23 protein-coding genes are annotated in these 26,427 nt (G+C 73.5%); 11 read left to right on the top strand and 12 right to left on the bottom strand.

Annotated elements, in window-relative coordinates; translation table 11 throughout:
• Position 1: 1 nt before the first annotated feature.
• From atpD to V1L54_RS04870, 3 genes are all read left to right on the top strand, one after another.
• Positions 2-1,456 (top strand): F0F1 ATP synthase subunit beta, encoded by a 1,455-nt coding sequence (gene atpD / locus V1L54_RS04880; RefSeq protein ID WP_330116601.1) that lies wholly within the window; start codon positions 2-4, stop codon positions 1,454-1,456.
• 90 nt (positions 1,457-1,546) lie between these two features.
• The gene (locus V1L54_RS04875; RefSeq protein ID WP_330116600.1) at positions 1,547-1,930 is read left to right on the top strand and encodes a F0F1 ATP synthase subunit epsilon; all 384 of its coding nucleotides are present in this window, start codon (positions 1,547-1,549) and stop codon (positions 1,928-1,930) included.
• 127 nt (positions 1,931-2,057) lie between these two features.
• Positions 2,058-2,513 carry a DUF2550 domain-containing protein gene (locus V1L54_RS04870; RefSeq protein WP_330116599.1) on the top strand — a complete coding sequence of 152 codons (456 nt, stop codon included), beginning with the start codon at positions 2,058-2,060 and terminating at the stop codon, positions 2,511-2,513.
• Between the two features lie 458 nt (positions 2,514-2,971).
• On the opposite strand, the gene V1L54_RS04865 is transcribed toward V1L54_RS04870, so the two are convergent.
• The 3 genes from V1L54_RS04865 to V1L54_RS04855 form a co-directional block, all read right to left on the bottom strand.
• On the bottom strand, positions 2,972-4,549 hold the full coding sequence (locus tag V1L54_RS04865) for a glycosyl hydrolase family 18 protein (protein WP_330116736.1): 1,578 nt from the start codon (positions 4,547-4,549) through the stop codon (positions 2,972-2,974).
• A gap of 205 nt (positions 4,550-4,754) precedes the next feature.
• Positions 4,755-5,423 (bottom strand): response regulator, encoded by a 669-nt coding sequence (locus V1L54_RS04860; RefSeq protein ID WP_330116598.1) that lies wholly within the window; start codon positions 5,421-5,423, stop codon positions 4,755-4,757.
• A complete protein-coding gene (locus tag V1L54_RS04855; protein ID WP_330116597.1) occupies positions 5,420-6,673 on the bottom strand; it encodes a sensor histidine kinase in 1,254 nt (417 codons plus the stop codon). Before V1L54_RS04855 ends, V1L54_RS04860 begins: the two co-directional genes overlap by 4 nt.
• Positions 6,674-6,859: 186 nt before the next feature.
• Between V1L54_RS04855 and V1L54_RS04850 the strand changes: the two genes are divergently transcribed.
• Complete coding sequence (locus tag V1L54_RS04850; RefSeq protein WP_330116596.1) at positions 6,860-7,453, top strand: hypothetical protein; 594 nt, start codon at positions 6,860-6,862, stop codon at positions 7,451-7,453.
• Positions 7,454-7,513: 60 nt separating this feature from the next.
• Here V1L54_RS04850 and V1L54_RS04845 read toward each other — a convergent pair whose 3' ends face one another.
• A complete protein-coding gene (locus tag V1L54_RS04845) occupies positions 7,514-8,098 on the bottom strand; it encodes a cob(I)yrinic acid a,c-diamide adenosyltransferase (protein WP_330116595.1) in 585 nt (194 codons plus the stop codon).
• A 230-nt stretch (positions 8,099-8,328) separates the two neighbouring features.
• Between V1L54_RS04845 and V1L54_RS04840 the strand changes: the two genes are divergently transcribed.
• The 3 genes from V1L54_RS04840 to V1L54_RS04830 all read left to right on the top strand — a co-directional run bounded on the left by V1L54_RS04840 (position 8,329) and on the right by V1L54_RS04830 (position 12,626).
• Positions 8,329-9,177, top strand: a complete 849-nt coding sequence (locus V1L54_RS04840; protein ID WP_330116594.1) for a 3-hydroxyacyl-CoA dehydrogenase family protein — start codon at positions 8,329-8,331, stop codon at positions 9,175-9,177.
• Positions 9,178-9,328: 151 nt separating this feature from the next.
• Positions 9,329-9,685: an STAS domain-containing protein gene (locus V1L54_RS04835; RefSeq protein ID WP_330116593.1), complete on the top strand. Its 357-nt coding sequence runs from the start codon at positions 9,329-9,331 to the stop codon at positions 9,683-9,685.
• A 208-nt stretch (positions 9,686-9,893) separates the two neighbouring features.
• The gene (locus V1L54_RS04830) at positions 9,894-12,626 is read left to right on the top strand and encodes an ATP-binding protein (protein ID WP_330116592.1); all 2,733 of its coding nucleotides are present in this window, start codon (positions 9,894-9,896) and stop codon (positions 12,624-12,626) included.
• 104 nt (positions 12,627-12,730) lie between these two features.
• Here V1L54_RS04830 and nucS read toward each other — a convergent pair whose 3' ends face one another.
• Positions 12,731-13,402: an endonuclease NucS gene (nucS, locus tag V1L54_RS04825; RefSeq protein ID WP_330116591.1), complete on the bottom strand. Its 672-nt coding sequence runs from the start codon at positions 13,400-13,402 to the stop codon at positions 12,731-12,733.
• A 229-nt stretch (positions 13,403-13,631) separates the two neighbouring features.
• Between nucS and V1L54_RS04820 the strand changes: the two genes are divergently transcribed.
• Positions 13,632-14,024 carry an SCO5389 family protein gene (locus V1L54_RS04820; protein WP_330116590.1) on the top strand — a complete coding sequence of 131 codons (393 nt, stop codon included), beginning with the start codon at positions 13,632-13,634 and terminating at the stop codon, positions 14,022-14,024.
• A gap of 37 nt (positions 14,025-14,061) precedes the next feature.
• On the opposite strand, the gene V1L54_RS04815 is transcribed toward V1L54_RS04820, so the two are convergent.
• Complete coding sequence (locus V1L54_RS04815; RefSeq protein ID WP_330116589.1) at positions 14,062-15,162, bottom strand: LLM class flavin-dependent oxidoreductase; 1,101 nt, start codon at positions 15,160-15,162, stop codon at positions 14,062-14,064.
• A gap of 261 nt (positions 15,163-15,423) precedes the next feature.
• Here V1L54_RS04815 and V1L54_RS04810 point away from each other — a divergent pair, with 261 nt between their 5' ends.
• Positions 15,424-15,747, top strand: coding sequence for an Rv1322 family protein (locus tag V1L54_RS04810; protein ID WP_330116588.1), 324 nt, complete (start codon positions 15,424-15,426; stop codon positions 15,745-15,747).
• Between the two features lie 30 nt (positions 15,748-15,777).
• Here V1L54_RS04810 and V1L54_RS04805 read toward each other — a convergent pair whose 3' ends face one another.
• From V1L54_RS04805 to mce, 5 genes are all read right to left on the bottom strand, one after another.
• Positions 15,778-16,716 (bottom strand): ABC transporter permease, encoded by a 939-nt coding sequence (locus tag V1L54_RS04805; protein WP_330116587.1) that lies wholly within the window; start codon positions 16,714-16,716, stop codon positions 15,778-15,780.
• On the bottom strand, positions 16,713-17,984 hold the full coding sequence (locus V1L54_RS04800) for an ABC transporter ATP-binding protein (protein WP_330116586.1): 1,272 nt from the start codon (positions 17,982-17,984) through the stop codon (positions 16,713-16,715). Before V1L54_RS04800 ends, V1L54_RS04805 begins: the two co-directional genes overlap by 4 nt.
• A gap of 232 nt (positions 17,985-18,216) precedes the next feature.
• Entirely contained in the window at positions 18,217-19,164 is a 948-nt protein-coding gene (locus V1L54_RS04795; RefSeq protein WP_330116585.1) for a coiled-coil domain-containing protein, read from the bottom strand.
• A gap of 124 nt (positions 19,165-19,288) precedes the next feature.
• Complete coding sequence (gene scy, locus V1L54_RS04790; RefSeq protein ID WP_330116584.1) at positions 19,289-22,675, bottom strand: polarized growth protein Scy; 3,387 nt, start codon at positions 22,673-22,675, stop codon at positions 19,289-19,291.
• 148 nt (positions 22,676-22,823) lie between these two features.
• Positions 22,824-23,255: a methylmalonyl-CoA epimerase gene (gene mce, locus V1L54_RS04785; protein WP_330116583.1), complete on the bottom strand. Its 432-nt coding sequence runs from the start codon at positions 23,253-23,255 to the stop codon at positions 22,824-22,826.
• A gap of 199 nt (positions 23,256-23,454) precedes the next feature.
• Here mce and V1L54_RS04780 point away from each other — a divergent pair, with 199 nt between their 5' ends.
• Together V1L54_RS04780 and meaB are read left to right on the top strand one after the other, a co-directional pair.
• The gene (locus tag V1L54_RS04780) at positions 23,455-24,630 is read left to right on the top strand and encodes an acetyl-CoA C-acetyltransferase (RefSeq protein WP_330116735.1); all 1,176 of its coding nucleotides are present in this window, start codon (positions 23,455-23,457) and stop codon (positions 24,628-24,630) included.
• A 312-nt stretch (positions 24,631-24,942) separates the two neighbouring features.
• Positions 24,943-25,902 (top strand): methylmalonyl Co-A mutase-associated GTPase MeaB, encoded by a 960-nt coding sequence (gene meaB, locus V1L54_RS04775; protein WP_330116582.1) that lies wholly within the window; start codon positions 24,943-24,945, stop codon positions 25,900-25,902.
• Between the two features lie 18 nt (positions 25,903-25,920).
• Here meaB and V1L54_RS04770 read toward each other — a convergent pair whose 3' ends face one another.
• Positions 25,921-26,394 carry a PepSY domain-containing protein gene (locus V1L54_RS04770; RefSeq protein WP_330116581.1) on the bottom strand — a complete coding sequence of 158 codons (474 nt, stop codon included), beginning with the start codon at positions 26,392-26,394 and terminating at the stop codon, positions 25,921-25,923.
• Positions 26,395-26,427 lie beyond the last annotated feature (33 nt).

Below are 26,427 nucleotides of genomic sequence, written 5' to 3'. Positions count from 1 at the left end.
TATGACCACCACTGTTGAGCCGACCGCCACTGCGGGCGTGGCCGCGGGCCGTGTCGCGCGGGTCATCGGCCCGGTCGTCGACGTGGAGTTCCCCGTCGACGCGATGCCGGAGATCTACAACGCCCTGACCGTCGAGGTCGCCGACCCCTCCCAGGAGGGCGCGAAGAAGACGCTCACCCTCGAGGTCGCCCAGCACCTCGGTGAGGGCCTGGTCCGCGCCATCTCCATGGAGCCCACCGACGGCCTGGTCCGCCAGGCCCCGGTGACCGACACCGGCGAGGGCATCACGGTGCCCGTCGGCGACGTCACCAAGGGCCGGGTGTTCAACACCCTGGGCCGGATCCTGAACGAGCCGGAGGCCGAGTCCGAGGTCACCGAACGCTGGCCGATCCACCGCAAGGCCCCGGCCTTCGACCAGCTCGAGTCCAAGACCGAGATGTTCGAGACCGGTCTGAAGGTCATCGACCTGCTGACCCCGTACGTCAAGGGCGGCAAGATCGGTCTGTTCGGCGGCGCGGGCGTCGGCAAGACCGTCCTCATCCAGGAAATGATCATGCGTGTGGCGAAGCTGCACGAGGGCGTTTCCGTGTTCGCCGACGTCGGCGAGCGCACCCGTGAGGGCAACGACCTCATCGTCGAGATGGAGGAGTCCGGCGTTCTCCCGCAGACCGCGCTGGTCTTCGGGCAGATGGACGAGCCGCCGGGCACCCGGCTGAGGGTCGCCCTGGCCGGTCTGACGATGGCGGAGTACTTCCGCGACGTCCAGAAGCAGGACGTGCTGTTCTTCATCGACAACATCTTCCGCTTCACCCAGGCCGGTTCCGAGGTCTCCACCCTGCTGGGCCGCATGCCCTCCGCGGTGGGCTACCAGCCGAACCTGGCGGACGAGATGGGTCTGCTCCAGGAGCGCATCACCTCCACCCGCGGTCACTCGATCACCTCGATGCAGGCGATCTACGTGCCCGCGGACGACCTGACCGACCCGGCCCCGGCGACGACCTTCGCCCACCTGGACGCGACCACCGTGCTGTCGCGTCCGATCTCGGAGAAGGGCATCTACCCGGCGGTGGACCCGCTGGACTCCACCTCCCGCATCCTGGACCCGCGGTACATCAGCGACGAGCACTACGAGTGCGCCACCCGGGTCAAGGGGATCCTGCAGAAGTACAAGGACCTCCAGGACATCATCGCCATCCTCGGTATCGACGAGCTCGGCGAGGAGGACAAGCTGGTGGTCCACCGCGCCCGCCGGATCGAGCGCTTCCTGTCGCAGAACACCCACGCGGCGAAGCAGTTCACCGGTCTGGACGGCTCGGACGTCCCGCTGGACGAGTCGATCGCCGCGTTCAACGCGATCGCCGACGGCGAGTACGACCACTTCCCGGAGCAGGCGTTCTTCATGTGCGGTGGCCTGGACGACCTGAAGGCCAAGGCCAAGGAGCTGGGCGTCTCCTGACGTCCGTGCTCGGTGGCGGGGGGCGGGTCCGCCCGTCCCCTGTCACCGCACCCGGTTATTCTGTGAAAACCCCAGTTTCGAGGAGCCACTGTGGCTGAGCTGCACGTCGAGTTGGTCGCCGCGGACCGCAAGGTCTGGTCGGGCGAGGCCGACCTGGTCGTCGCGCGCACCTCGTCGGGTGATATCGGCGTCATGCCCGGCCACCAGCCGCTGCTCGGTGTGCTGGAGTCGGGACCGGTGACGATCCGTACGACCGGCGAGAGCGGGAAGGACACCGTCGTCGCCGCGGTGCACGGCGGCTTCATCTCCTTCGCGGACAACAAGCTGTCGATACTCGCGGAGATCGCGGAGCTGTCCGACGAGATCGACGCCCAGCGTGCCGAGCGCGCGCTGGAGCGGGCGAAGGCGGAGGCGGACGCCGCCGCCGAGCGGCGCGCCGAGATCCGGCTGCGGGCCGTGGCGAGCGGACGCTGAGCCCGCGCGGGCGGGAAGTACCTCAGCCGCGGATCGCGTCGGAGCATCGCTCCGGGGCGGTCCGCGGCTGAGGCGATGGTGGCTGTGATACGGGCACACGGACGGACAAGGCGAGGAGGTCGGTGAGATGGTCCTCGCTCTTGTGCTGCTCGGGTGCGCGGTGCTGCTGCTGGCACTGGGACTGTTCGTCTTCGGACTGCGTCGGCGGCTGATCCAGCGGCCGGGCGGCACCTTCGACTGCAGCCTGCGGTGGAACGCCCCGGGAGCCGCGGAAGGGGCCGGGAACGGCGGCAAGGGCTGGGTCTACGGGGTGTCCCGCTACAGCGGTGACCGCATCGAGTGGTTCCGGGTGTTCTCCTACGCGCCCCGGCCGCGCCGGCTGCTGGAGCGCGAGGCCATCGAGGTGCTGGAGCGCCGCACTCCGCAGGGTGAGGAGGAGCTGGCGCTGCTGTCGGACTCCGTGATCCTCGCCTGCTCGCTGCGGGGCACCCGGGTGGAGATGGCGATGAGCGAGGACGCGCTGACCGGCTTCCTCGCCTGGCTGGAGGCCGCGCCCCCCGGGCAGAGGGTCAACGTGGCGTGATGTGGTTCCCCGTCGTGGGCCCCCGGACTCCGGTCCGGGGGCCCATCGGTGTGAGCGGGTCTTCCCACGATGGGGCCCCGGCCCGGGGCCGGGGGAAGCCGCCGGGCGTGTGCGGATCCCGTGACGGGCCTCCCGCCCCGGACTCCGGGGCGGGAGGCCCGGTCTGCGAGCGGGACCACTCGGTCGTGTGAGCGGCCTCGGGGCGGAACCCGGGAGAGGCCGGTGCGGCCCGGGACGGGCGCCTGCGGCGGACCCCGGGCACCCCGGGCTGGTCCGGGGAGCGCCGGTCCGGCGGTGAGCCCGGCGGGATTCGCGCGGCGGGGTCCCGGGCGGCTCCCAGGGCGTCGGCGCGGACGCGGAGGACGCGGAAAGACATGGAGCGGGGAGACGGCCCATCGGCCGTCTCCCCGCTCCGCCGTCCGGCGCTTGTGGCGCCCCGCGCGGGAGTGCGCGCTCCGCTATCCGTTGAGACCGTTGTGGATGGCGGTGATCAGCTCACCGTCGGAGGTGTCGCCGCTGAACTCCCAGAAGAAGGCGCCACCCAGGCCCTGCTGCCTGGCGTAGTCCATCTTCCCGGCGACGGTGGCGGGGGTGTCGTAGCTCCACCACTCGTTGCCGCAGTGCGCGTACGCCGTGCCGGCGACGACCCCGTTCGAGGGACAGCGGCTCTTGAGGACCTTGTAGTCCTCGATGCCCGCCTCGTAGCTGCCGGGCGCCGCACCGGTGGCGGTGCCGCCGGGCTCCTTCTGGGTCACACCGGTCCAGCCGCGGCCGTAGAAGCCGATGCCCAGCAGCAGCTTGTCCGCGGGGACGCCCTCGGCCTTCAGCTTCTGGATGGCCGCGGCGGAGTTGAAGCCCTGCTTCGGGATGCCGTCGTACGAGGTCAGCGGGGAGTGCGGGGCGGTGGGCCCCTGGGCGGCGAAGGCGCCGAAGTAGTCGTACGTCATCACGTTGTACCAGTCGAAGTACTTCGACGCTCCGGCGTAGTCGGCCTGGTCGAGCTTTCCACCGCTGGAGCCGTCGGCGGTGATGGCCGCGGTGACGAGTTGGTCGCCGAACCTGGCACGGAATGCCCGCGCCATGTCCTCGATCACCTCGGGGCCGCTGGTGTCACAGCTCAGCCCGCAGGCGTTGGGGTACTCCCAGTCCAGGTCGATGCCGTCGAAGAGGCCCTCCCAGCGGGGATCGTTGACCAACTGGTGGCAGGACTCGGCGAACGCGGCCGGGTCCTTCATGGCGTCGGGGAAGCCACCGGACCAGGTCCAGCCGCCGAAGGACCACAGGATCTTGATGTGCGGGTACATCTCCTTCAGCTTGAGCAGCTGGTTGAAGTTGCCGCGCAGCGGCTGGTCCCAGGTGTCGGCCTCGCCGTCCACGCTCTGCTCGGCGGTGTACGCCTTGTCGGTGGCGGCGTAGGCGTCGCCCATGGCGCACTTGCCGCCCTTGACGTCGCCGAAGGCGTAGTTGATGTGGGTGAGCTTGGCGGCGGAGCCGGAGGTCACCAGGTTCTTGACGTGGTAGTCGCGCTGGTAGACGCCCCAGTCGATGAAGTAGCCCAGGTTGATGTGGTCACCGGGGGGCGCGGGCTCGCCCGGCTCCTCGGGCTCCTCCGGCTCGTTCGGCTCCTCGGGCTCCTCCGGTTCCCCGGGACCGGCCGAACCGTCGCAGGGGCGGCCGTTGATGGCGCAGCCGGACGGTTCGCCGCTGCCGGAGCCGTTGAAGCCGAAGCTGACGCTGGCGCCGGGGGCCAGGGTGCCGTTCCAGGTCTTGTTCTTCGCGGTGTAGGTGCCGGCGGAGCCGCTGACGTCGGCGTCCCAGAAGGCGCCCACCGTGGTGCCGGAGGGGAAGTCCCAGTTCAGGGTCCAGCCGTCGATGGGGGTGTCACCGGTGTTCCGGATCGTCCACTTGCCCTCGAAGCCGCTGCCCCAGTCGGAGACCTCGGTGTAGGTGGCGGTGGCCTCCTCGGCGGCCTGGGCCGTGGGGGCCATGACCACCAGGGCGCCCAGGGGTATCAGCAGCGCGGCCGCGGCCGCCATGGCCTTGCGTCTGAGGGGGTGTGCGGTGGTGTTCGTTCTCAAGAGCGCTCCTCGCACAGGGTCCGGTGGGGGCCGGACCGTCGGGGGTCTGCTGCGCCGCGCCTGTGGGTGCCATGTGCATGGCAGCCGCGTGCAGTTGCTGGGAGCGTAAAGAGGTCTGGACCACCGGTCAACAGGTCTGTACCAAGAGAGACTTAAGGGAGGGTTATGCGTCACTGATGCCCAACTCCTGCGCCAGTACCGCCGCCTGGACCCGGCTGCGCAGCTCCAGCTTCGCCAGCAGCCTGCTGACGTGGGTCTTCGCCGTGGCCTCCGCCATGGTCAGCCGCCCGGCGATCTCGGCGTTGGACAGTCCCTCGCCCAGGCACGCCAGGACCTCGCGCTCCCGCCGGGTGAGGGAGTCCAGCACCGCGGGGTCGGCTTCCCGGCCGCTTCGGGGAGCGGTGGTACGGGCGAACTCCCGGATCAGCCGGCGGGTCACGGCCGGGGCGATCACCCCCTCGCCGCGCGCCACCGCCCGTACCGCCGCCAGCAGCGTCGCCGCGTCGCTGTCCTTGAGCAGGAAGCCCGCCGCGCCCGCCCGCAGCGCCCCGAAGACGTACGAGTCGAGGTCGAAGGTGGTCAGTACCAGTACCTCGGCCAGCTTCCCGGCCACCACCCGCTGTGTCGCCGAAACCCCGTCCAGCCGCGGCATCCGCACGTCCATCAGCACCAGGTCGGGCCGCAGTTCGCGGGCGAGCCGCACGGCCTCCTCGCCGTCGGCCGCCTCCCCGACGACCCGGATGTCCGGGGCGCTGCGGAGGATGAGGACCAGCCCGGCGCGTACGGCCGCCTGGTCCTCGGCGACGAGCACCCGAATCACCCCGGCGGTCATCCGCCGCTCCTTCCTCTCGTTCCCTCCGTACGGGCCTCCGTCCGCTCCTCCGCCACGGGCAGCACCGCGCGCACCTCCCACCGCTCACCGCCGCCGGGGCCGGCGGCCGGGCCCGCCGAGAAGTCGCCGCCCAGCAGCCCGACCCGCTCGCGCATCCCGATCAGCCCGGCACCCGAGCCCGGGGCGCGCGGACCGGGCCGGGCGCCGAGCGGGCTGGTGACCCGGACGGTCAGCGGGCCGCCGTCCTCCCCGGGGCCGGTGAGGCAGACGGTCACCGGGCCGGGGGAGGCGTGCTTGAGGGCGTTGGTCAGCGCCTCCTGGACGATGCGGTAGGCCGCCAGCTCCACGGGCGCGGGCAGCGGGCCGCCGGAGCGCTCGTCGCGCAGGACGAAACCGAGCCCGTCGGCCCCGCCGTGGGCGCGGGCCTGGGCGAGCAGGGCGTCCAGGCCCTCCAGCGTCGGGGCGGCGGACACCTCCTCCCCTTCTCGGGCATCCCGCAACAGACCGATAAGGCGGCGCATCTCGGCCAATCCCTGCACGCTGTTCTCCCGGATCACCGCGAGCGCCTCCCGGGTCGCGGCGGGATCGTCCAGCGACTGCGCCGCGGTGGAGTGGACGGCGATCGCGGAGAGGTGGTTGGCCACGACGTCGTGCAGCTCGCGGGCCATCCGGGCGCGCTCGGCGGTGACGGCCTGGACCCGGTCCATCTCCGCCAGCAGTGCGGTCTGCTCGGCCCGCAGCCGCTCGGCGACGGCCCGGTCGCGGTGGTCCCGGACGACGGAACCGGTGAAGGCGGGACCGACCGAGACCAGCGCGGCGACGATGCCGAGGGTGAGCGCCTCGGGCCCGCGCAGGGCGAAGAGGGCGGCGAGGGTGACGGCGATCGTGACGAGGACGGTGGCCGGGGGCACCCGGCGGGCCAGTCCCGGCGGGCCGTACAGCACCGCCGCGTAGACGACGTCGGTGAACATCAGGACGGTGGCCAGCAGCGAGCCGATCACCAGATCGGCGGCGAGGGCCGCCGTCGCGAGCCACAGCGCCCACGGCTGAGCGGTCCGCCGCAGCAGCTCCGCACCGCTCATCACGGCCAGCGGCAGCAGGGAGAGCCCGCCGGGCAGTTCGCCGCGGGGGAAGGTGGTGAACAGCCCCAGCCGCCACAGCACCAGCCCGCCGGCCAGCCCGGCGACGGCGATCAGCACGTCGTCGCGGTGCGGGCGGGCGAGCGGCGGGGCGGGGGAGCGGGCGGTCACCCCGCCATCCAACACGGCCCGGGGCGCCTTCGGCCTCCGCGGTACGGCCGGTCCCGGACAGCGGCGCGGTACATCGAAGGATGCAGTCCGGGATCGTCACGACGGGTGACGTCCCCGCGGACGGGGCGGGGCAGGCTGGGAGCGTCGTTCCCCGGCCCCCGAGGAACCGGAGAGGAGAGCCGCCCCGTGGTCGTCACCCTGATCATCGTCTGCGAAGTGGGCTTCTGGGTGCTGCTCGCCGCGGGGCTGGCCCTGCGCTACCCGGCCCGCAGACCGCGGCTGGGGGCGGCGGTGCTGCTGTGCGAGCCGCTGCTGGAACTGGTGCTGCTGGCCGCCACCGCGGTCGACCTGCGGCGCGGCGCGGAGGGGAACTGGACGCACGGCCTGGCGGCCGTGTACGTCGGTTTCACGGTGGCCTACGGCCACTACGCGGTCAGGTGGGCCGACGGCCACTTCGCCCACCGCTTCGCGGGCGGCCCGCCGCCGGTGAGACCCCCGAAGTACGGGATGGCGCGGGCCGTCCACGAGTGGAAGATGTGCGCGCGCTCGGTGCTCGGCGCGCTGGTCGCCATGGCGCTGCTCCAGGGCGCCGTCTGGTACGTCGGCGACGCCGGGCGGAGCGAGTCGCTGGTGGACTGGCAGCGGAAGATGCTCTTCGTCATCGGGATCAGCCTGGTCATCGCGGCCGGCTACACCGTCTGGCCGAAGCGGCCGCCGGGGGGCGCCGCCGGGGACGGGGCGGGCGGCCGGCCCGCCGAACCGGAGCGGACGGGCCGCTGAGACGGACCGGGCCCGTACGGGGCGTCCTCCGCGGGCGCGCGGGAGACGCCCCGCGGTGCGTCAGCGGTTCTCGCCGGGCACCCACAGCACGTCGCCGGTCCCCTTGCCGGTGGTCTTGTTGGCCGTGCGCGCCAGGATGAACAGCAGGTCCGACAGCCGGTTGAGATAGGTGGCGGTCAGCTTGTTCATGCTCTCGCCGTGCTCCTCCAGCGCCGCCCAGGTGGAGCGCTCCGCACGGCGGACCACCGTGCACGCCTGGTGGAGCAGGGCCGCTCCCGGGGTGCCGCCGGGGAGGATGAAGCTGCGCAGCTTCTCCAGATCCGCCAGGAAGCGGTCGCAGTCGGCCTCCAGCCGGTCGACGTAGCTCTGCTCCACCCGCAGCGGCGGGTGCTCCGGGTTCTCCACCACCGGGGTGGCCAGGTCCGCGCCCACGTCGAACAGGTCGTTCTGCACCCGGGTCAGCACCGCCGCGACCTCCTCGGTCAGCCCGCCCAGGGCGAGGGCCACTCCGATGGCGGCGTTGGCCTCGTTGGAGTCGGCGTAGGCGGCGATACGGGAGTCGGTCTTGGCGGTACGGCTCATGTCACCGAGGGCGGTGGTGCCGTCGTCGCCGGTACGGGTGTAGATGCGGGTGAGGTTGACCATGGGGTGAGCCTAGTCAGCTCCCGCCCCGGCGGCGGAGCCGTGTGCCCACCGTCACGGGGACGGCGGCCAACTGCGCGCGGCGGACCGGCGGGTGACGCCCCCGGTGTGATGTCCGCCATTTGAGACGTGACGCGCATCTCTTCCCCGCCCAACGCGCCCCCACTGACGCTAGGGTCCGCCTGAGAGCCGCTCGCACAATGCCGTGGAAGCCTCGGAAGGGACGAAGAAACGTGGCCAGGAAGCTCGCCGTCATCGGTGCCGGACTCATGGGATCGGGCATCGCGCAGGTCTCCGCCCAGGCAGGCTGGGAGGTGGTGCTGCGGGACGTCACCGACGAGGCGCTGGCCCGCGGTACGGACGGCATCCGGGCCTCGTACGACAAGTTCGTCGCCAAGGAGAAGCTGACGGCCGAGGAGGCCGGGGCGGCGCTCGCCCGCATCACCACGACCACCGACCTCGACGCCGCCGCCGACGCGGACATCGTGGTCGAGGCCGTCTTCGAGCGCGTCGAGGTCAAGCAGGAGATCTTCCGCACGCTCGACGGTCTGGTGAAGGACGAGGCGGTGCTGGCCTCCAACACCTCCGCCATCCCGATCACCAAGATCGCGGCGGCGACGCGGCGCCCCGAGCGGGTCGTGGGCACGCACTTCTTCTCACCCGTGCCGATGATGCGGCTGTGCGAGCTGGTGCGCGGCCACAAGACGAGCGACGAGACCCTCGCCGCCGCCCGGGAGTTCGCCGAGAGCGTCGGCAAGACCTGCGTCGTCGTCAACCGCGATGTGGCGGGCTTCGTCACCACCCGGCTGATCTCGGCGCTGGTAGTCGAGGCGGCGAAGCTGTACGAGTCGGGGGTGGCGACCGCCGAGGACATCGACACCGCCTGCAGGCTGGGCTTCGGGCACGCCATGGGCCCGCTGGCCACCGCCGACCTCACCGGTGTGGACATCCTGCTGCACGCCACCGAGAACATCTACACCGAGTCGCAGGACGAGAAGTTCGCCCCGCCGGAGCTGATGCGGCGGATGGTGGACGCGGGCGACCTCGGGCGCAAGAGCGGCCAGGGCTTCTACCACTACTGAAGCCGCAGACATAAGGCAGACCGTCCTTATGGGTGAATTTGAGGCCGGAACGGGGACAGGCGGCAACTTCGCCGTCGAAGAGGCAGTCAGTTGTGGTGAGACATACGCCGACAACGGATACACACGGACCACTTCTTCCGGGGGAACGGATATGCATATCAGGGGCGACCACGCGGAACTGGTCGTCGGAGGTCGCCTCGACGTCCGCAGCGCGGCGGACGCCCGTACGGTCCTGCACACCGCGGTCGACTCCGGAGAGGGCGATCTCGTGCTGGACCTCGCCGAACTGGACTCGTGGGACGCGACCGGCCTCGGAGTGATCATGGGGGTGCACCGGCGGGCGGGCCGCTGCGGGCGCCGTCTGGTCCTGCGGGACGTACCGCCCCAGATGCAGCGCCTGCTGGTGGCCACCCGGCTGCACCGCATCCTGGCCATCGAGGGCGGCGATCCCGCCGGGGGCGGGGCGCCGCCCGTGACGACTCCGGCCCATGAAGGCCCTGCCCCGTGAAGGCCCCGGTCCGTGACGGTTCGATTGCGTGACGATTTCGACAAGAGGCAGGTCACGGGTTGCGGACAGGCCGTCCCCTGCGGCTAGGGTTCGGGTGCCCGCCGCCCGGACTCCGCGGCGGCCGGTCACCGGGCCACGAGCGAAGGCGAGCGTGCGGTCGGCCCGGGCGAGCTGACACGAGTACGCACCGCATCTGGGGGCGCCGATCATGGACCCTGACCACCAGGGATCAGAGGAACAGGACAGCGGGGCCGTCACCCGCGTCGTCCCGCTGACAGCGGGCGAGTACCTGCTGACGGTCAACCCCGTCGACGGCAGCGAGATCGAACCCTGCCCGCCCGGGCGGCACCCCGGCGTCCCCCGGCGGCGTGCCCCCGAGTCCCGTGCCGAGTGCGACCGCGCCACTCTGCCGCCGGTCCCGGTGGGAGTCTCCCCCGATCTGCCGCTGCTGGAGCGCACGGCGGAACGCGAACGTCTCGTCCAGCTCCTCAGACAGGGCAGGTCCGTCCGGCTCACCGGCCCGCCCGGTTCCGGACGCACCGCTCTGCTGGCCGCCGTCGCGGCCGACTGCGCCGGTCTGGCACCGGACGGTGTCATACGCCTCAGCGGCTGCCACCGCACTGCCGGCGACCTGATGCAGGAGCTGTTCGCCACCGTCCACGACGCCCCCGGTCACCGTCCCGACGGCACCGAACTGGCCGACGCGCTGCGCGGCATCGGCGCGGTCGTCCTGCTGGACGACATCGAGTTCGGCGGCCAGGGCCTCGACTCCCTCCTGGACGCCACCCCCGAGTGCGCCTTCCTGATCTCGGCGGCGCCCGACACCCCCGCGCCCTCGCCCGACGCACACCTGGAGGAGGTCGCCCTCTCCGGCATAAGCCGCAGTGCCTGCCGGGCGCTGATGGAGCACATCGTCCGGCGCCCGCTCACCGAGGAGGAGATGAACTGGGCGGCGGACCTGTGGTTCGAGTCCGAGGGACTGCCGCTGCGCTTCGTCCAGGCCGGAGCGCTGCTGCGGCAGCGCGACACGTCGCGCGCCGGGACGGCCGACGCGGACGGGCCGGCGCGCACCCCGGACGGCGGCACCGGCTCCGCCGACGAGGGGGACGTCCCCGGCACCGGGTCCGCCACCGAGGCCGGGCCCGGGGAGACCGGCCGGGACGGCGGTCAGGACGGCTGTCAGGACGGCGGTCGGACCGCCGGCGGGACCTCGCTGCCGACCCTCGCCGAGGGCGCCGCGCCCGCCCCGCTGCTGGCCGCCCGGCTGTCCGGGGCCACCCGCGAGGTGCTGCGCTTCGCCGTCGCGCTCGGCGGCGTACTGCCGCACCCCGCCCATCTGCCCGCCCTGGTGGGCGATCCCCGCGCCGACGAGGCCCTGGGCGAACTGCTCGCCTGCGGTCTGGCCACCGCCGCGGGCGCTCACCACCGGCTCGCCCCCGGAGTGACCGGGCAGCTGACCGAGGCCGGATACGCCGAGGGCGCGGAGGACCGCGCCCACACCGCCGCACGGCACTACGCCTGGTGGACCGGCCACCCCTCGGTCACCCCCGGGCAGGTGGCACAGGAGGCCGAGGCGGTGCTCGCCGCCGTCCAGGGCGCACAGCGCGGGGGGCAGGCGAGCGCCGCCGTGCTGCTGGCCCGTACGGCCGCGCCCGTCCTGGCCGCGTCGCTGTACTGGAGTGCCTGGGAGCGCATGCTGCGCGGCGGACAGGAGGCCGCGCGCACGGCGGGCGAGGTGGCCGAGGAGGCCTACTTCCACCACGACCTGGGCGTGCTGGCCCTGTGCACCGGCCGGCTGGACCGGGCCCGGGTGGAACTGGAGGCCTCGATCGGGCTGCGCGGAGTGCTCGCCGACCGCCGGGGCACGGTGGCCGGACGGCGCGCGCTGGCCCTGGTCGAGGACCGCTCCGCACCGCGGGCGGACGGCGGCCCCGGCGCCCTGTCGGCGGGACCGTCCCCGCTGCCCGCCCTCCCGCCCGCGGCCGCCGTTCCGCCGGTGGTGCCCTCCCTCTCCGACCGGCTGCCGGTGCCGTCCGCACGGCCCGGGCCGTCCGTGCCGCCGCCCGCGGCGACCGGTCCGCGGACAACCGGCGGCACACCGGCGCTCGACGGCCTGCCCGCTGCCCTGACGGTTCCGCCGGTCACGGTGGGCAGCGCGGACGACGAGACGTACGGCGACGACGCGCTGACCCGGCCGACACCGTCCGTCGCGGCGGCGTACGGCGGGGGCGGCGGCTCCCGCCGCGGGCTCGCCCTCCTGGGCGCACGGCGCAACGCCCTCGCGGCGGGCGCGGGCGCGCTGCTGGCCGTGGCGGTCGGCGCGGTCGTCACGCTCGGCATGACCTCGGGCAGCGAGCCCGCCGGCGGGGTGAACCCGACCTTCTCCCCCCTGGAGGACGAGGGCATCACCGTGAACGACTCCGGGCCGGGCGCCGAGAAGACGGGCGAGAAGACGCCCGGCCCCAGCGGCACTCCGAGCGGATCGGGTACGCCGTCGGCCGGCACCGGCGCTCCGGGGGTCTCCCCGTCGTCGCAGGACAGCGGGAGCAGTCGGCCCTCCACCGGTCCCAGGGAAGAGGACGAGGAGGGGGCCGGCGGGGCGACCGGTTCGTCCGGAGGCGGTTCGAGGGGGACGGGTGACGGGGACTCCTCCCCGTCCGGCGGCTCGTCCGGTTCCGTGCCCGGGGGCCCCGGGGGGAGCGACTCCTCCGGTGGAAGCGGCTCCTCGAGCGGGAACGACGGCGGTACCGACTCCGGCGGGGACGACGGCGAGAGCGAACCGCCCTCCAGCACTCCTCCGGCATCACCGAGTGATGACGAGACCGATCCTGGCGAGGAGGAGAACACCACCGCCGGTGCCCCCGCCCCGGAGACACCCGTCTCCGGAAGCGCTTCGGCCACCGGGCCGGAGGAGACCGGGACGGGCAGCCCGGTCATGTGACCGTCCCGGCCTACACGGGCCCGCCCCCGGAGCCGCGCGAGCCGCGGCTCCGGGGGGCGGGGCGGTGATCCGGTGGCGGAGTCGGTGACGGGGCCCCGGAGGGCTCAGAACAGCCGCAGTTTGTCGTCCTCGATACCGCGCAGCGCGTTGTAGTCGAGGACGACACAGTCGATACCGCGGTCCGTGGCCAGCACCCGGGCCTGCGGTTTGATCTCCTGCGCCGCGAACACCCCGCGGACCGGGGCCAGCAGGGGGTCGCGGTTGAGCAACTCCAGGTAGCGGGTGAGCTGTTCGACGCCGTCTATCTCGCCGCGCCGCTTGATCTCGACGGCGACGGTGGTCCCCCGTGCGTCCCGGCCCAGGATGTCCACCGGGCCGATGGCGGTGGGGTATTCGCGCCGGATCAGCGACCAGCCCTCGCCGAGGGTCTCCATTCGGTCAGCGAGCAGTTCCTGCAGGTGCGCCTCCACGCCGTCCTTGATCAGGCCGGGGTCGACACCGAGTTCGTGCGAGGAGTCGTGGAGAACCTCCTCCATGGTGATGATGAGTTTCTCACCCGATTTGTTCACCACCGTCCACACGGCCACTCCGTCCTCCTCCCCCTCCTTCAGGGTGCAGGGGGGAGACATCCAGTTGAGGGGCTTGTAGGCCCTGTCGTCCGCATGGACCGAGACGGACCCGTCGGCCTTCACCAGGATGAGGCGGGGGGCCGAGGGGAGATGGGCGGTGAGTCTTCCGGCGTAGTCCACCGAGCAGCGGGCGATGACGAGACGCATGGTCGGCCACGCTACTGGACGGAGGGCCGCGCACGCGATTCGCCCCCGCTTCTCCCCGTTCGGCGGGGGGTTCGGGGTGGCTTGTTGTGTGCCCAGGCGCCTGGTGCCGCCGCATGCACCGGCATAACGTTGCCGCGGGGCGTCGCCATACGGGACCGTTCGGTTACACGGTGATGCCTCTTCACGCCCCGAAGATCCCGGTTCGCCCGGGGTCGCGAGAGGAGTACTCATGTCGCTCGACGTCTCACCGGCCCTCCTCGAACAGGCCGAGCGAGGCGAGGTCGACGAAGCGGCCTTCGTCGACTGCGTCCGTACCTCCCTGCCCTACGCATGGGAGCTGATCGGCTCTCTGGCGGCCCGGCTCAGAGTCGACGGCGGGGACATCGCCGACAACCTGACGCCGCCTCCGGACGAGCAGGCCCGCGGCCAGTTGCTGCGCGCGCTGGCGAGTGACGCGATACGCGGTGCGCTGGAGCGTCACTTCGGGGTGCGGCTGGCCTTCCAGAACTGTCACCGGGTGGCGGTCTTCCCGCTGGACGCCTCGGCGGACGAGCGGCTCACCCGCTTCACCTCCATCCGCGGCCAGCTCCTCAACCAGTCACCGGAGCTGCGCGACTGCTGACGGGGGAACAGCGGACGGACAGCGGACGGAGGCCGGGTCACGGCGCGGTGCCCGGCCCCGTGCCCGTACCCGGCGGCGTGTCCGGGGACGTGCCCGCCGCCCGGGGGAGGAGCGGCAGTACCTCGGCGCCCAGCCGCCGGACGTTCAGCTCGGTGCCGGCCAGCTCGCCCGATCCCTCCACCAGCAGGGCGAACCTCCGGATTCCGGTCCGCTCCGCGGTCGCCGCGAGCCGGTCCGCGCACAGCCGGGGCGGGCCGACCGGGTGCAGCGCGCACAGCAGTTCGGTGTAGGCCTGCGGGTCGCGCATCCCGCGCGCCCTGCCGTCCACGGTGGTGTGCGCCTCCAGCCCCTGCCGCAGCCAGCCCGGCATCGCCTTGGTGAGGACCTCCACGGCCTCCGCGCGGGTGTCGGCCACCTGCGCCACCCCGGCCGACACGTGCCCGGCCGCAGCCACCGCCGCCGGATCCAGCCCGGCCGCCAGCGCCTCGCGTCGCCACAGGGCGACCATCTCCGCCTTCTCCTCGTCCCCGCAGTGCATGCCCAGCAGCATCGGCAGCCCGCGTGCCGCCGCCAGCCGCACGGAGCCGGGCGAGGTGCAGGCCACCAGCACGGGTACCGTGCCCGGCCCGGCCAGGGCCTGGTCCGGGCGCGGTACGACGGGGACCTCGCGGAAGCGGTAGCGCTCGCCGTCCGCGCCGACCCGCGGCTCGCGCAGCCAGCGCAGCAGCAGGTCCAGCGACTCGGGGAAGCCCCGCTCGTACGCCTCGGCGCCACCGCCGAAGACCTCCAGATCGACCCAGGGGCCACCGCGCCCGACCCCCAGGGTGAACCGGCCCGAGGAAGTCAGGTGCAGCAGTGCCGCCTGCTCGCCGAGGGCGACCGGGTGCGCGTTCGGCAGCACGCTCACGGCGGTGCCGACCCCGACGCGCCGGGTGCGCCCCAGCAGCAGCGCGGCCAGGGTGACCGCCGAGGGGCAGACGCCGTAGGGGACGAAGTGGTGCTCGGCCAGCCACACGTCGTCCAGCCCGGCCGCCTCGGCGGCCTCCGCGGCGCGCACGGCCCGGTGGAGCGCCTCCCCCTGCCCCTGCCCGGGGAACTGGGCCGCCAGCACGAAAGCCCCCACCTGTGTCGAACGCATCGAGACCTGCCTCCTCATCGCTTCCGGGAAACCGCCCTCGACACCGCTCTCCACGACGTGCTCAACGGTCGGTCCTCCGGAGGCAACAACGCCTGACACGTGCCGGAGGCACGGCCTGCCGAGTTTTTTTCGGATGGTGTGAGGAGTCTGCGGGACATACCGGCGGTCGCGGACCCGGGTGCCCGGGTGCGTAGGCTGAGAGGGAAGTGTGCGCAGACGTACCGGCCGGTCCCAGGCCCCGAGCAGCTCAGCGAGGTATCCGTGTCCCCGCGTCGAAACCGCCCGCGCGGCGGTGGCAGTCCCGCCCGCCGTACCGGCGGGGCACCGGACCGCTACGGACTGGAGCGCACCGACGAGTGGCGGGGCGAGGAGTGGGTGGTGCGGCAGGTGGCCGGGCAGTCCGCCGGCAAGCACTACCGGTGCCCCGGCTGCGACCAGGAGATCCCGCCCGGGACGGCCCACGTCGTCGCCTGGCAGCGGGAGGGCCGGGTGGAGGACCGGCGGCACTGGCACCGGGCCTGCTGGAACGCCAGGGACCGCCGGAGCGCGCGGCTCCAGCGGTCCCGTCAGGCACCCCGGTACTGACCGGCGCCGGTCGCCGGCCCGGCGACCGGGTCAGACGTCGCGGGTGGTGGCGCGGGCGTACGCGCCGATCAGCGCGGCCAGGGTGACCAGGGCCAGCAGCCCCAGCAGCGGCCAGCCGGTGCCGGTCGCGTCGCCCTCCATCGGCAGCCGGAACAGCGAGGACAGGCCGTTGAGCGCCGAGTACTCGCGCAGCTTCTCGCCGAACTCCCGAACGCTCTCGGTGAAGAGGAACAGCGAGACGATGAAGGGCAGCAGCACCAGCCCGAGCATGCTGGTGATCGCCCCCGGCGTGCTGCGCAGCAGTGCGCCGACCGCCAGTGACAGCAGCCCCAGCAGCGCCACGTACAGCGCCGCCCCGACCGTGGCGCCCAGCCACTCGCCGCCGGTGGCGACGGCCTCGCCGGCGCTGATGGTCTCCCCGTTGAAGGAGTCCGTGGAGGCGAACTCGGACAGGGGCTTGCCCTCGACCGCCGCCGACTGCATCAGCGCGGTCAGCGTGCAGGCGATCAGCGTCATCGTGAAGGACAGCAGGAAGAAGACGACGGCCTTGGCGGTGAGCACCCGGGCGCGCTGCGGGCAGGCGGTGAGGGTGGTGCGGATCATGCCGGTGCTGTACTCGGAGGTGATCACCAGCACCCCGAGGGTGATGACGCACAGCTGACCGAGCATCAGACCGAAGAACCCGCCCGCGAGCACCGGTGCCCCGGCGGTGTCCTCGGTGCCCAGGCCGACGGCGACCAGCGCGCCGATGCCGACGACGAGCACGAACATGATGGCGAGTGTCCACACGGTGGACCGCACCGAACGGATCTTGGTCCACTCCGAGGCGATGGCGTGTCCGAGGTGGGTGGTCACCACGGGGATCGGCGAGGCATAACCGGGACCGGGACCGGGGCCGCCGGTCCAGCCGGCCGGGGGTGCCGTCTGCGGGACCGGCGGGGCGGCCTGGGGCTGCTGGGGAGTGGTCATCGGGCGTCCTCGTTGTCGCGCTTGGTGAGGTCGGCGGGGGCGGGCGCGGGGGAGGCCGGGGGCGCCGGGGGCGCGGCCGGGGCGGCGGGTGCGGTGGCCTGCTGGGGCACCTGCGGCGCGGTCGGCGGGGGCTGCCAGCCCCGGACCTGGGGGGACGGCTGCGGGTTCTGCGCCGGCACCGCGTACGGGTTCGGCTGCCCCGGACCGCCCGGGGCGGGCGGCGCGTAGGGATGCGCCGGGGCGGCACCGTGCGGCGGCCAGGCGGCGGCACCGGGGAGCGCGCCGGGCGGCGCCGCGTACGGGTTGGGCTGTCCCTGTCCCGCCGGTGCCAGCAGCCCGGCCCGCTGGTCCTCGGTGGAGCGGTAGTCCACCGCCCCCTGCGTCATGCGCATGTAGGCCTCCTCGAGGGAGGCCGTGTGCGGGGAGAGCTCCCACAGCCGTACGTCCGCCTCGTGCGCCAGATCGCTGATCCGCGGCAGCGGCAGACCGGTCACCCGCAGGGTGCCGTCCTGCTCCGGCAGCACCTGGGCGCCCGCCTCGGCGAGCGCGGCGGTCAGCTTCTCGCGCTGCTCCGGCTCACCGTCCGGGGTGCGGACCCGGGCGAAGTCCGCGGAGTTGTGCGCGATGAAGTCCTTCACGGACATGTCCGCGAGCAGCTGGCCGCGGCCGATCACGATCAGATGGTCGGCCGTCAGGGCCATCTCGCTCATCAGGTGGCTGGAGACGAAGACCGTACGGCCCTCGGCGGCCAGCCGCTTCATCAGGGTGCGGATCCAGCGGATGCCCTCCGGGTCCAGCCCGTTGACCGGCTCGTCGAACAGCAGAACCTGCGGATCGCCGAGCAGCGCCGCCGCGATGCCCAGCCGCTGGCCCATGCCGAGCGAGAAGCCCTTGGAGCGCTTCCTCGCCACCTCGTGCAGGCCGACGACCCCCAGCACCTCGTCCACCCGCCGCCGGGGGATGCCGGACAGCTGGGCCAGGCAGAGCAGATGGTTGTACGCGCTGCGCCCGCCGTGGATCGCCTTGGCGTCCAGCAGCGCCCCCACCTGCCGCGGGGCGTTGGGCAGCCGGCGGTACGGGAGGCCGTTGACGGTGACGTGCCCGTCGCTGGGCGCGTCCAGCCCCAGGATCATCCGCATGGTGGTGGACTTCCCGGAACCGTTCGGCCCCAGAAAGCCGGTGACGGCGCCCGGCCGCACCTGGAAGGACAGGTTGTACACGGCCGTCTTGGCGCCGTAGCGCTTCGTCAGGCCGACTGCTTCGATCATGCTTTCCGCCCCTGCTGGCCTTGTGCGGTTCGGGGCGTGCCGCCCCCAATGGAACTAGGAGAGTATCGGCGGCCGTCCGGTTCCCGGCAATCCGGACGGGCCGGTGCCCCGCACCGCCCGAAGCGGTGCGGGGCACCGGCCCGCCGTTCGTTCTGCCGTGACCGGTGCCGCCCCCGCCCGGTCCGCCCGCCGGAGGCACCCGGCGGGCGGACCCGGGACGGAACGGGCGGCGTCAGCGGGACTGCTGCGCGGGAACGCCGCGGCTCAGCGGCTCGTCGTCCCCGTCCGTGCCGGTCTGCCCGGTGGCGGCGACGGCCGCGCCGGTCAGCGTGGCCAGCATCTCGCGGACGTTGGTCAGCTGGGCGTTGATGCTGTCGCGGCGGTTGGTGAGCGCCGCCAGCTCCCGCTCGGACTCGCTGCGGACGCGGTCGGCCTTGGCGTTGGCGTCGGCCACGATGTCCTCGGCCTGGCGCTGGGCGGTCTCCACCGTCTGACGGGCGCGGCGCTCGGCGTCGGTGCGCAGCTTCTCGGCCTCCAGGCGGAGCTGCTCGGCACGGTGCTCGATCTCCGCCAGCCGCTTCTCCGCCTTGGCCTGGCGGGAGGCGAGGTCGCGCTCGGACTGCTCGCGCCGCTTGGCCAGGTTGGTCTCGAAGTCCGCGGCGGCCTGGGCGGCCTTGGCCCGGGTGTCCTCGAAGAGTGCGTCGGCCTCCTCGCGCTTGGCCTGGGCGTCCTTCTGCGCGTCGGCGCGCAGCGTGGCGGCCTCGCCCTTGGCCTTCTCGACGATCCGGACGCCCTCGTCCTCCGCCTTGGCCTTGCGCTCGGCGGCGTACGACTCGGCGTCGTTGCGCACCTGCTGGGCGGCGGACTCGGCCAGCTCGCGGTGCTGCTCGGCGGCCCGGCGGGCCTCCTCGCGCAGGTCCTTGGCCTCCTCCTCGGCGAGGCGGAGGATCTTCTCGACCCGGGCCCCCAGCCCGGCGTACGACGGCTCGGAGTCGTTGATCTGGGCCTGGGCGTTCTGTGTCTCGAGGTGAAGCTCCTCAATGCGCTTCTCCAGAGACGCGATGCGGGCCAGCGCGTTGTCACGGTCGGCGACGAGCTTCGCGATGCGGTCGTCCACCTGCCCGCGGTCGTAGCCACGCCGCACGAGCTCGAAGCCGAAAGGAGAGGTGTTGTCGCTCATGGGGTTCCTGTCGAGTCAGACGGGGTCGGACGGGAGAGTGATAGGGGGAATCCTAGGGGCGAAAGCGGCGTGTCACCGAGAAGATGCCGGTTTGATATGGAGAATGTACGCCCGTTCGAGTGGTTCAGTTCTTGCCCTGCTTGCTGTTCGCATGTGCGGCTCCTGCTCCGACTCCGGCCTTCACCACGCCGTTTGATCCCCCGTCGGCTCCTTTTCCGCCTCTGTCGCCCTTCCCGCCCCCGCCGCGGGCACCGGGTGCCTCGAAGGACTCCAGCGCCTCCAGCACGTCCTGGACGCGGGAGATCTCGGCGTTGATGTCCTCGCGGCGGCGGGTCAGGACGTCCAGTTCGCGTCTGCCCTGCTCCAGGGTCCGCTTCGCCTCCGCCTCGGCGTCGGCGCGCACCCGCTCGGCCTCCCGGAGGATCGCGGTCTTCTTCTGCTCGGCCTCCTTGAGCAGCCCCTCGGCCTTCCGCACAGCCGAGATACGGACCTTACCCGCCTCGGAGTCCGCGTCCGCCATCGTCCGGCGGGCCTTCTCCCGGGCCTCGGCGAGCTGTTCGTCCGCGGCCTTCACCAGCTTGTCCACGCGCTCGCCGGCGGACCGCATCGCCTCGGCCGACTCCCGGCGCGCCCGGTCGTGCAGTTCCTCGACCTCGGCCTCGACACGGGCCCGCAGCTCCTCGGCCCGCTCCCGTATGGCCGTGGCGTCGCGGCGGGCCTCCTCCAGCATGGTGTCGGAGTCGCGGCGGGACTTCTCGACCAGCTCGGTGCTCTCGCCCCGCGCCTCGGTCATCAGCCGCTCGGCCTCCCGGCGGGCGGCGCCGACCATGGTGTCCGCCTGCTCCTCGGCGGCGGCCGCGATGCGGACGGCCTCCTCCCGGGCCCCGGCGACGAGCCGGTCGGCCTGTTCGGCCGCCTCGCCCAGCTTCCGCGCCGCCGCCTCCCGGGCCTCGTCCCGGATCCGGTCGGCCTCGGCACGCGTCCGCTCGGCCTCCTGGTCCGCGCCGGTGCGGACCCGCTCCGCCTCGGCGATCGCCTCCGAGACCGTGCGCTCCGCCAGCGACTTGGCGGCGTCCGTCTCCTCCTTCGCCTCCCGGCGCAGGGTGGCCGCGGCGTGCTCGGCCGCGGACCGCAGACCGGCGATCTCCTCCTCGGCCTGCTCGTGCATCCCCGCGACCGAGTCGCGCACCTGCTGGGCCTTCTGCTCGGCCGCCGCGACCAGTTCGCCCGCGTGCCGCTCGGCCTCGACGACCAGCCGCTCGGCCTCGGCCTGCGCCTCCTCGACCCGGGTGCGGGCCGAGGCGAGCAGGTCCTCGCTCTGCTCCCGGGCCTGGGCGCGCTCGCGGTCGGCGTCCGCACGGGCGTCGGCGAGCAGTTCCTCGGCCTCGCGCCGCCGCCGCTGCGCCTCCTCCTGGGCCGCGGACAGCGCCTCGGCCGCCTCCGCGCCGATGCGCTCGGCCGCGGTGGAGGCCTCCGCCCGCACCCGGTCGGCCGTCTCCTGCGCCTCGGTGCGCAGCCGCTCGGCCTCGGCCGCCGCCTCGCCGCGCAGCCGTACCGCGAGGGCCTCGCCCTCGGCCCGGGCCTGGGCGGCGTCCGAGACCGCCTCGGTGCGCAGCCGCTCGGCCTCCTCCTCGGCCTGCTCCCGCAGGACCCGCAACCGTTCCGCCGACTCCGCGCGCAGCCGCTCCGTCTCGGTACGGGCCTCCTCGCGCAGCCGCTCGGCCTCGGCGCGGGCCTCGCGCAGCCGCTCCTCGGCCGCCGTCAGCCGCTCCTCGGCCTCGGTGCGCAGCCGCTCCAGCTCAGTCTCCGCCTCGGTCCGGCGGGCGCGTACGGCCTCCTCGGTCTCCTCGCGCAGCCGCTGCCCGGCCCGTTCGGCCTCCGCGCGGGTCTCCTCGGCCTGCCGCTCGGCGTCCGCGCGCAGCTGCTCGGCCTCGGTGCGGGCCCGCTCCAGCGCCTCCTCGGCCTGCCGGCGCAGGGTGGCGGCCCGCTCGATCGCCTCGGTGCGGACCCGCTCGCTCTCGGCGGTGGCGGCGCCGCGGGTCTCCTCGGCGTCCGCCTTGGCCTGGCTGAGCAGCTCCTCGGCGCGGCTGGCCGCCTCCTCGATCTGCTGGACCGCCTCGCGGCGGGCCTCGCCGCGGATCCGCTCGCCCTCCTCGACCGCCTCGGCGCGCAGCTGCTCCGCCTCGCCGCGCAGCCGCCGCGCCTCCTCCTGGAGTTCGACGGTCTTGGCGCGGTACTCCTTGGTGTCGTCCTGGGCCGCGCCCTTGAGCTGCTCGGCGAGGTCGTGCGCCTCGGCGCGCAGCCGGTCGGCCTCCGCCTCGGCCTCGGCGCGCAGCCGCTCGGCCTCCTCGGTGGCGGCCCGGGTGGTGGACTTGGCCTCCTCGGCCGCCTTGGTGAGCACCTCCTCGGCGGTACGGGCGGCCTCGGCGAGCTGGGCGGCCGACTCCTCGGCCGACACCGCCCGGGCGGTCTCCTTCGCCTCGGCGATCAGCCGCTCGGCCTCGGCGCGGGCGTCGGCCCGCACCTGCTCGGCCTCCGTCTTGGCGCTCTCCGCGTCCTTGGTCGCCTCGGCGACCAGCCGGGCGATCTCTGCCCTGGCGGTACGGCTGCGCTGCTCGTTCTCCGCCTCGGCGTCGGCCAGCCGCCTGGCGGCGGCCTCCTTCGCCTCGGCGAGGACCTTGTCGGCCTCGGCACGGGCCTCGCGCAGCGCCGTGTCGGCCTCCTGGATCCGCTGCTCGGCCCGCCGGAGCAGACCGGTGGCCTCGGCCCGGGCGGCCTCGGCCTCGGTGGCGGTGGAGGTGCGCAGCCGCTCGGCGTGCTCGGTGGCCTCCTGGGCCTGGGCGCCGGCGGCGTTCAGCAGCCGCTCGGCCTCCGCGCGGGCCCGGCGCAGCAGGGCCTCGGCCTCGGCGCGGGCGGTCTCGGCCTCGGTGGACAGCCGCTGCCGGGACTGGTCGGCCAGCCGCTCGGCCTCGGCCCGGGCGGCGGCCAGGGTCTGCTCGGCCTCGCCGCGCGCCTCGTCCATCAGCCGGCGGGCCTGCGCCTCGCTGCGGGCGCGCAACTGCTCGGCCCAGGCGACGTTCTCGTTGACATGGGACTCGACGGTCGCGCGGCGCTCGTTGAGCTCCTCGTCCAGCCGCTGGCGGCGGGCCACGGCCTCCGCGTGCAGCTCGGCCTCCATCCGGGCCTGCCGCTCGGCGTGCTCCTGGAGGATCCGCTGGGTCTGGGCACGGGCCTCGCGCAGTTCGCGCTCGGCGTCGGCGCGCAGCTGCTCGGCCTGGAGCTGTGCGTTGCGCAGCAGCTGTTCGGCCTGGTGGGACAGGTTGTCGTAACCGGCCGGGCGCGCGGCGAGAGCGCGGCGCGCCTCGTGCAGCTTGGCGCGCAGCACTTCGACCTGGTAGCCGAGGTCGTCGGCGTGGTCGACCGCCTTGTCCCGCTCGTCCTTCAGCCGCTTCATCTCGGCTTCGAGCCGGGATAGGTGGTCGTCAGCCTCGTAGCGGTCGTAGCCCCGCACTGCGCGGTCCCATCCGTCCCCTGGTCGTGGTGAAGGTGAACTGACCCCTCGGAGAAATGGTGTCAGATCATCGGCGGAACCTGGGACGGACCCCAGTCAGCCCGCAGCCCCGGCCGAACGGCCACTCTACCGGCCGGGGGAGCCCGCGTCAGTGTTGTACGGGAGCGGAGGTGACCAGTTCCGTGAGGACGCCGTGGCAGTCCTTGGGATGCAGGAACGTGATCCGCGAGCCCATCGAGCCGGTGCGCGGCTCGTCGTACAGCACGCGTACGCCCTTGCCGCGGATGTCCTCGGCGTCCCCGTCGACGTCCGCGGTGCCGAAGGCGATGTGGTGCACGCCCTCACCGTTCTTCGCCAGCCACTTGGCGACGGTGGAGTCCTCCCGGACCGGTTCGAGCAGCTGGAGGTAGGAGGCGCCGCCGTCGTCCGTGCCGTTGATCCGCAGCATGGCCTCGCGCACCCCCTGCTCCTCGTTCACCTCGGTGTGGAACACCTCGAAGCCGTAGGTGGCACGGTAGAACTCGACCGTCCTGTCCAGGTCGAAGCAGGCGATCCCGATGTGGTCGATACGCGTCAGCATGACAACAGTGGACCGCCCGGTGGACGGTTACGCAACGTGCGCACGGTCACACCGACCGACCGGTGACCTTGGCCGGTGCCGCTCAGTACATTGGCGATAAACCCTCGTTAACTCCCGCTCCGAAAGGGGCCGCACCGTGACCGAAAAGACGAACGCCAGGACCGGCGACAGGACCAGCGCGGCGTCCGCGACCACCTCCGTGATCGTCGCCGGTGCCCGTACTCCCATGGGCCGCCTGCTGGGCTCGCTGAAGTCCTTCTCCGGAGCCGACCTCGGCGGCTTCGCCATCAAGGCCGCCCTGGACCGCGCGGGCATCGCCGGGGACCAGGTCCAGTACGTGATCATGGGACAGGTGCTCCAGGCCGGGGCGGGGCAGATCCCGGCCCGGCAGGCCGCGGTGAAGGCCGGCATCCCCATGAACGTCCCCGCCCTCACGGTCAACAAGGTGTGCCTCTCCGGGCTGGACGCCATCGCCCTGGCCGACCAGCTCATCCGGGCCGGTGAGTTCGACGTGGTCGTCGCGGGCGGCCAGGAGTCCATGACCAACGCCCCGCACCTGCTGCCCAAGTCCCGTGAGGGCTTCAAGTACGGCGCGGTGCAGATGCTGGACGCCATGGCGCACGACGGCCTCACCGACTCCTTCGAGAACGTGGCCATGGGCGAGTCCACCGAGAAGCACAACACCCGGCTGGCCATCGGCCGCGCCGAGCAGGACGAGGTCGCCGCCCGGTCCCACCAGCGGGCCGCCGCCGCGCAGAAGAACGGCCTGTTCGACGCCGAGATCACCCCGGTGGAGATCCCGCAGCGCAAGGGCGACCCGGTGCTGTTCACCAAGGACGAGGGCATCCGGCCGGAGACCACCGCCGAGTCCCTGGGCAGGCTGCGGCCCGCCTTCGCCAAGGACGGCACCATCACCGCCGGCTCGTCCTCGCAGATCTCCGACGGCGCCGCCGCGGTGGTCGTGATGAGCCGGGCGAAGGCGGAGGAGCTGGGCCTGGAGTGGATCGCCGAGATCGGCGCCCACGGCAATGTCGCGGGCCCGGACAACTCGCTGCAGTCGCAGCCGTCCAACGCCATCCGGCACGCGCTGGGCAAGGAGGGGCTGGAGGTCGGCGACCTCGATCTGGTCGAGATCAACGAGGCCTTCGCGGCCGTCGCGGTGCAGTCGGTGAAGGATCTCGGAATCGACCACGAAAAGGTGAACGTCAACGGTGGCGCCATCGCGCTCGGTCACCCGATCGGGATGTCCGGGGCGCGGATCGTGCTCCACCTCGCCCTGGAGCTCAGGCGGCGGGGCGGCGGCATCGGCGCCGCGGCGCTGTGCGGTGGCGGCGGCCAGGGCGACGCCCTGGTCCTGCGGGTGCCGGGGAAGTGACACCGGGCGCGGGTCCGCACGCCGCCGTACGCGTTCCGTAGGCGGTGTGCGGCCCGCGCGGCCCGTGGCCGCGGGGGAGACGGGCGGTACGGCGGCGGGGCCGGTGGACGGATGGGACGATCGGCCGGTCGGTTGGTGGACGGACGGCGATCGGCCGGTCGGTTGGTGGACGGACGGCGATCGGCCGGTCGGTTGGTGGACGGACGGCGATCGGCCGGTCGGTTGGTGGACGGACGGCGATCAGCCGGTCGGTTGGTGGACGGACGGCGATCGGCCGGGAGGCCGATGAACGGACTGAGGAGAGCGGCACGCATGGCGGTGGACGTCGCCGGACTGGTGGAGCAGGCGCGGCAGGGCAGGCCCCGGGCCGTGGCCCGGCTGATCTCGCTGGTGGAAGGAGCCTCCCCGCAGCTGCGCGAGGTGATGGCGGCGCTGGCGCCGCTCACCGGCAACGCCTACGTCGTCGGGCTGACCGGCTCACCGGGGGTGGGCAAGTCCACCTCCACCTCGGCGCTGGTGACCGCGTACCGGAAGGCCGGCCGGCGGGTCGGCGTGCTGGCCGTGGACCCCTCCTCGCCGTTCTCCGGCGGCGCGCTGCTGGGCGACCGGGTGCGGATGTCCGAGCACGCCGGCGACCCGGGCGTCTACATCCGTTCCATGGCCACCCGCGGCCACCTCGGCGGGCTGGCCTGGGCGGCCCCGCAGGCCATCCGCGTGCTGGACGCGGCGGGCTGCGACGTGGTCCTGGTGGAGACGGTCGGCGTCGGCCAGTCCGAGGTGGAGATCGCCTCGCAGGCCGACACCTGTGTCGTCCTCCTCGCTCCCGGCATGGGCGACGGCATCCAGGCGGCCAAGGCCGGAATCCTGGAGATCGGTGACGTGTACGTGGTCAACAAGGCCGACCGGGACGGTGCCGACGCCACCGCCCGGGAGCTGAACCACATGCTGGGCCTCGGTGAGGCCCGCAGGCCCGGCGACTGGCGCCCGCCGATCGTCAAGACCGTCGCCGCGCGCGGCGAGGGCGTCGACGAGGTGGTGGCGGCGCTGGACAAGCACCGCGCCTGGATGGCGGAGCACGGCGTGCTCGCCGTCCGCCGCCGGGCGCGCGCGGCCCGCGAGGTGGAGACCATCGCGGTGACCGCGCTGCGCGAGCGGATCGGCGACCTGCACGGCGACCGGCGGCTGGACGCGCTGGCCGAGCGGATCACGGCCGGGACGCTCGACCCGTACGCGGCGGCCGACGAACTGGTCGCCGGGCTGACCGGGGAGTAGTCCCGGCGGGGCGGCAGGTCAGCGGTCGTCGTCCCGGTCGTCCCGGTCGTCGCGGTCGTCGCGGTCGTCGTCCTGGTGGTCATCCCGGTCGATGTCCTGGGCGAGGATGCCGCCGCTGCCCGCGTCCACCGTGATCTCGTGCCACCTGCCGTCCTCGCCCAGGACGTCGATCTCCCAGGCCGGCCGGTCGCCGTCGTCGGCCGGCTCCGCGGACTCCGCCGTGCCCGGCACGGCCTCCAGCGCGGCCTCGACGGCCTTCTGGAGCGTCACCTTCGCGTCGTGCAGTTCCCGTCGGTCGTCGGAGTCGTCGCGGTCGTCCCTGCTGTCGTCCCGGTCGTCGCGGTCGTCGGCGTCGGCCCGCAGAGCCGCTGTCAGGGCGTCCGACGAGGTGTCGTCGTCGGCGAAGGCGAGGGTGGTCCCGCCGACGGCGAGTGCGGCGGTGGCGACGGCGGCGATGACCAGCTTGCGGTTGACGGTCGGCTTGCGGTTCATGAGCTGATTCCTCCCGAGCGGCGGGGCCTGCGG

Origin of the sequence: Streptomyces rubellus, from assembly GCF_036323805.1 — a bacterium.
In the GTDB taxonomy this organism is placed as follows: Bacteria; Actinomycetota; Actinomycetes; order Streptomycetales; family Streptomycetaceae; genus Streptomyces.
This window is presented reverse-complemented; position numbering and strand designations above follow the sequence as displayed.

Coding starts and splice junctions, on each gene's coding strand:
- V1L54_RS04820 (WP_330116590.1), top strand. CDS start 13,632: ATGTCGCTCGACGTCTCACCGGCCCTCCTCGAACAGGCCGAGCGAGGC.
- mce (WP_330116583.1), bottom strand. CDS start 23,255: ATGCTGACGCGTATCGACCACATCGGGATCGCCTGCTTCGACCTGGAC.
- V1L54_RS04795 (WP_330116585.1), bottom strand. CDS start 19,164: ATGAGCGACAACACCTCTCCTTTCGGCTTCGAGCTCGTGCGGCGTGGC.
- V1L54_RS04835 (WP_330116593.1), top strand. CDS start 9,329: ATGCATATCAGGGGCGACCACGCGGAACTGGTCGTCGGAGGTCGCCTC.
- V1L54_RS04865 (WP_330116736.1), bottom strand. CDS start 4,549: ATGGCGGCCGCGGCCGCGCTGCTGATACCCCTGGGCGCCCTGGTGGTC.
- atpD (WP_330116601.1), top strand. CDS start 2: ATGACCACCACTGTTGAGCCGACCGCCACTGCGGGCGTGGCCGCGGGC.
- V1L54_RS04870 (WP_330116599.1), top strand. CDS start 2,058: ATGGTCCTCGCTCTTGTGCTGCTCGGGTGCGCGGTGCTGCTGCTGGCA.
- V1L54_RS04830 (WP_330116592.1), top strand. CDS start 9,894: ATGGACCCTGACCACCAGGGATCAGAGGAACAGGACAGCGGGGCCGTC.
- meaB (WP_330116582.1), top strand. CDS start 24,943: ATGGCGGTGGACGTCGCCGGACTGGTGGAGCAGGCGCGGCAGGGCAGG.
- nucS (WP_330116591.1), bottom strand. CDS start 13,402: ATGCGTCTCGTCATCGCCCGCTGCTCGGTGGACTACGCCGGAAGACTC.
- V1L54_RS04845 (WP_330116595.1), bottom strand. CDS start 8,098: ATGGTCAACCTCACCCGCATCTACACCCGTACCGGCGACGACGGCACC.
- V1L54_RS04770 (WP_330116581.1), bottom strand. CDS start 26,394: ATGAACCGCAAGCCGACCGTCAACCGCAAGCTGGTCATCGCCGCCGTC.
- V1L54_RS04800 (WP_330116586.1), bottom strand. CDS start 17,984: ATGATCGAAGCAGTCGGCCTGACGAAGCGCTACGGCGCCAAGACGGCC.
- V1L54_RS04815 (WP_330116589.1), bottom strand. CDS start 15,162: ATGCGTTCGACACAGGTGGGGGCTTTCGTGCTGGCGGCCCAGTTCCCC.
- V1L54_RS04805 (WP_330116587.1), bottom strand. CDS start 16,716: ATGACCACTCCCCAGCAGCCCCAGGCCGCCCCGCCGGTCCCGCAGACG.
- V1L54_RS04860 (WP_330116598.1), bottom strand. CDS start 5,423: ATGACCGCCGGGGTGATTCGGGTGCTCGTCGCCGAGGACCAGGCGGCC.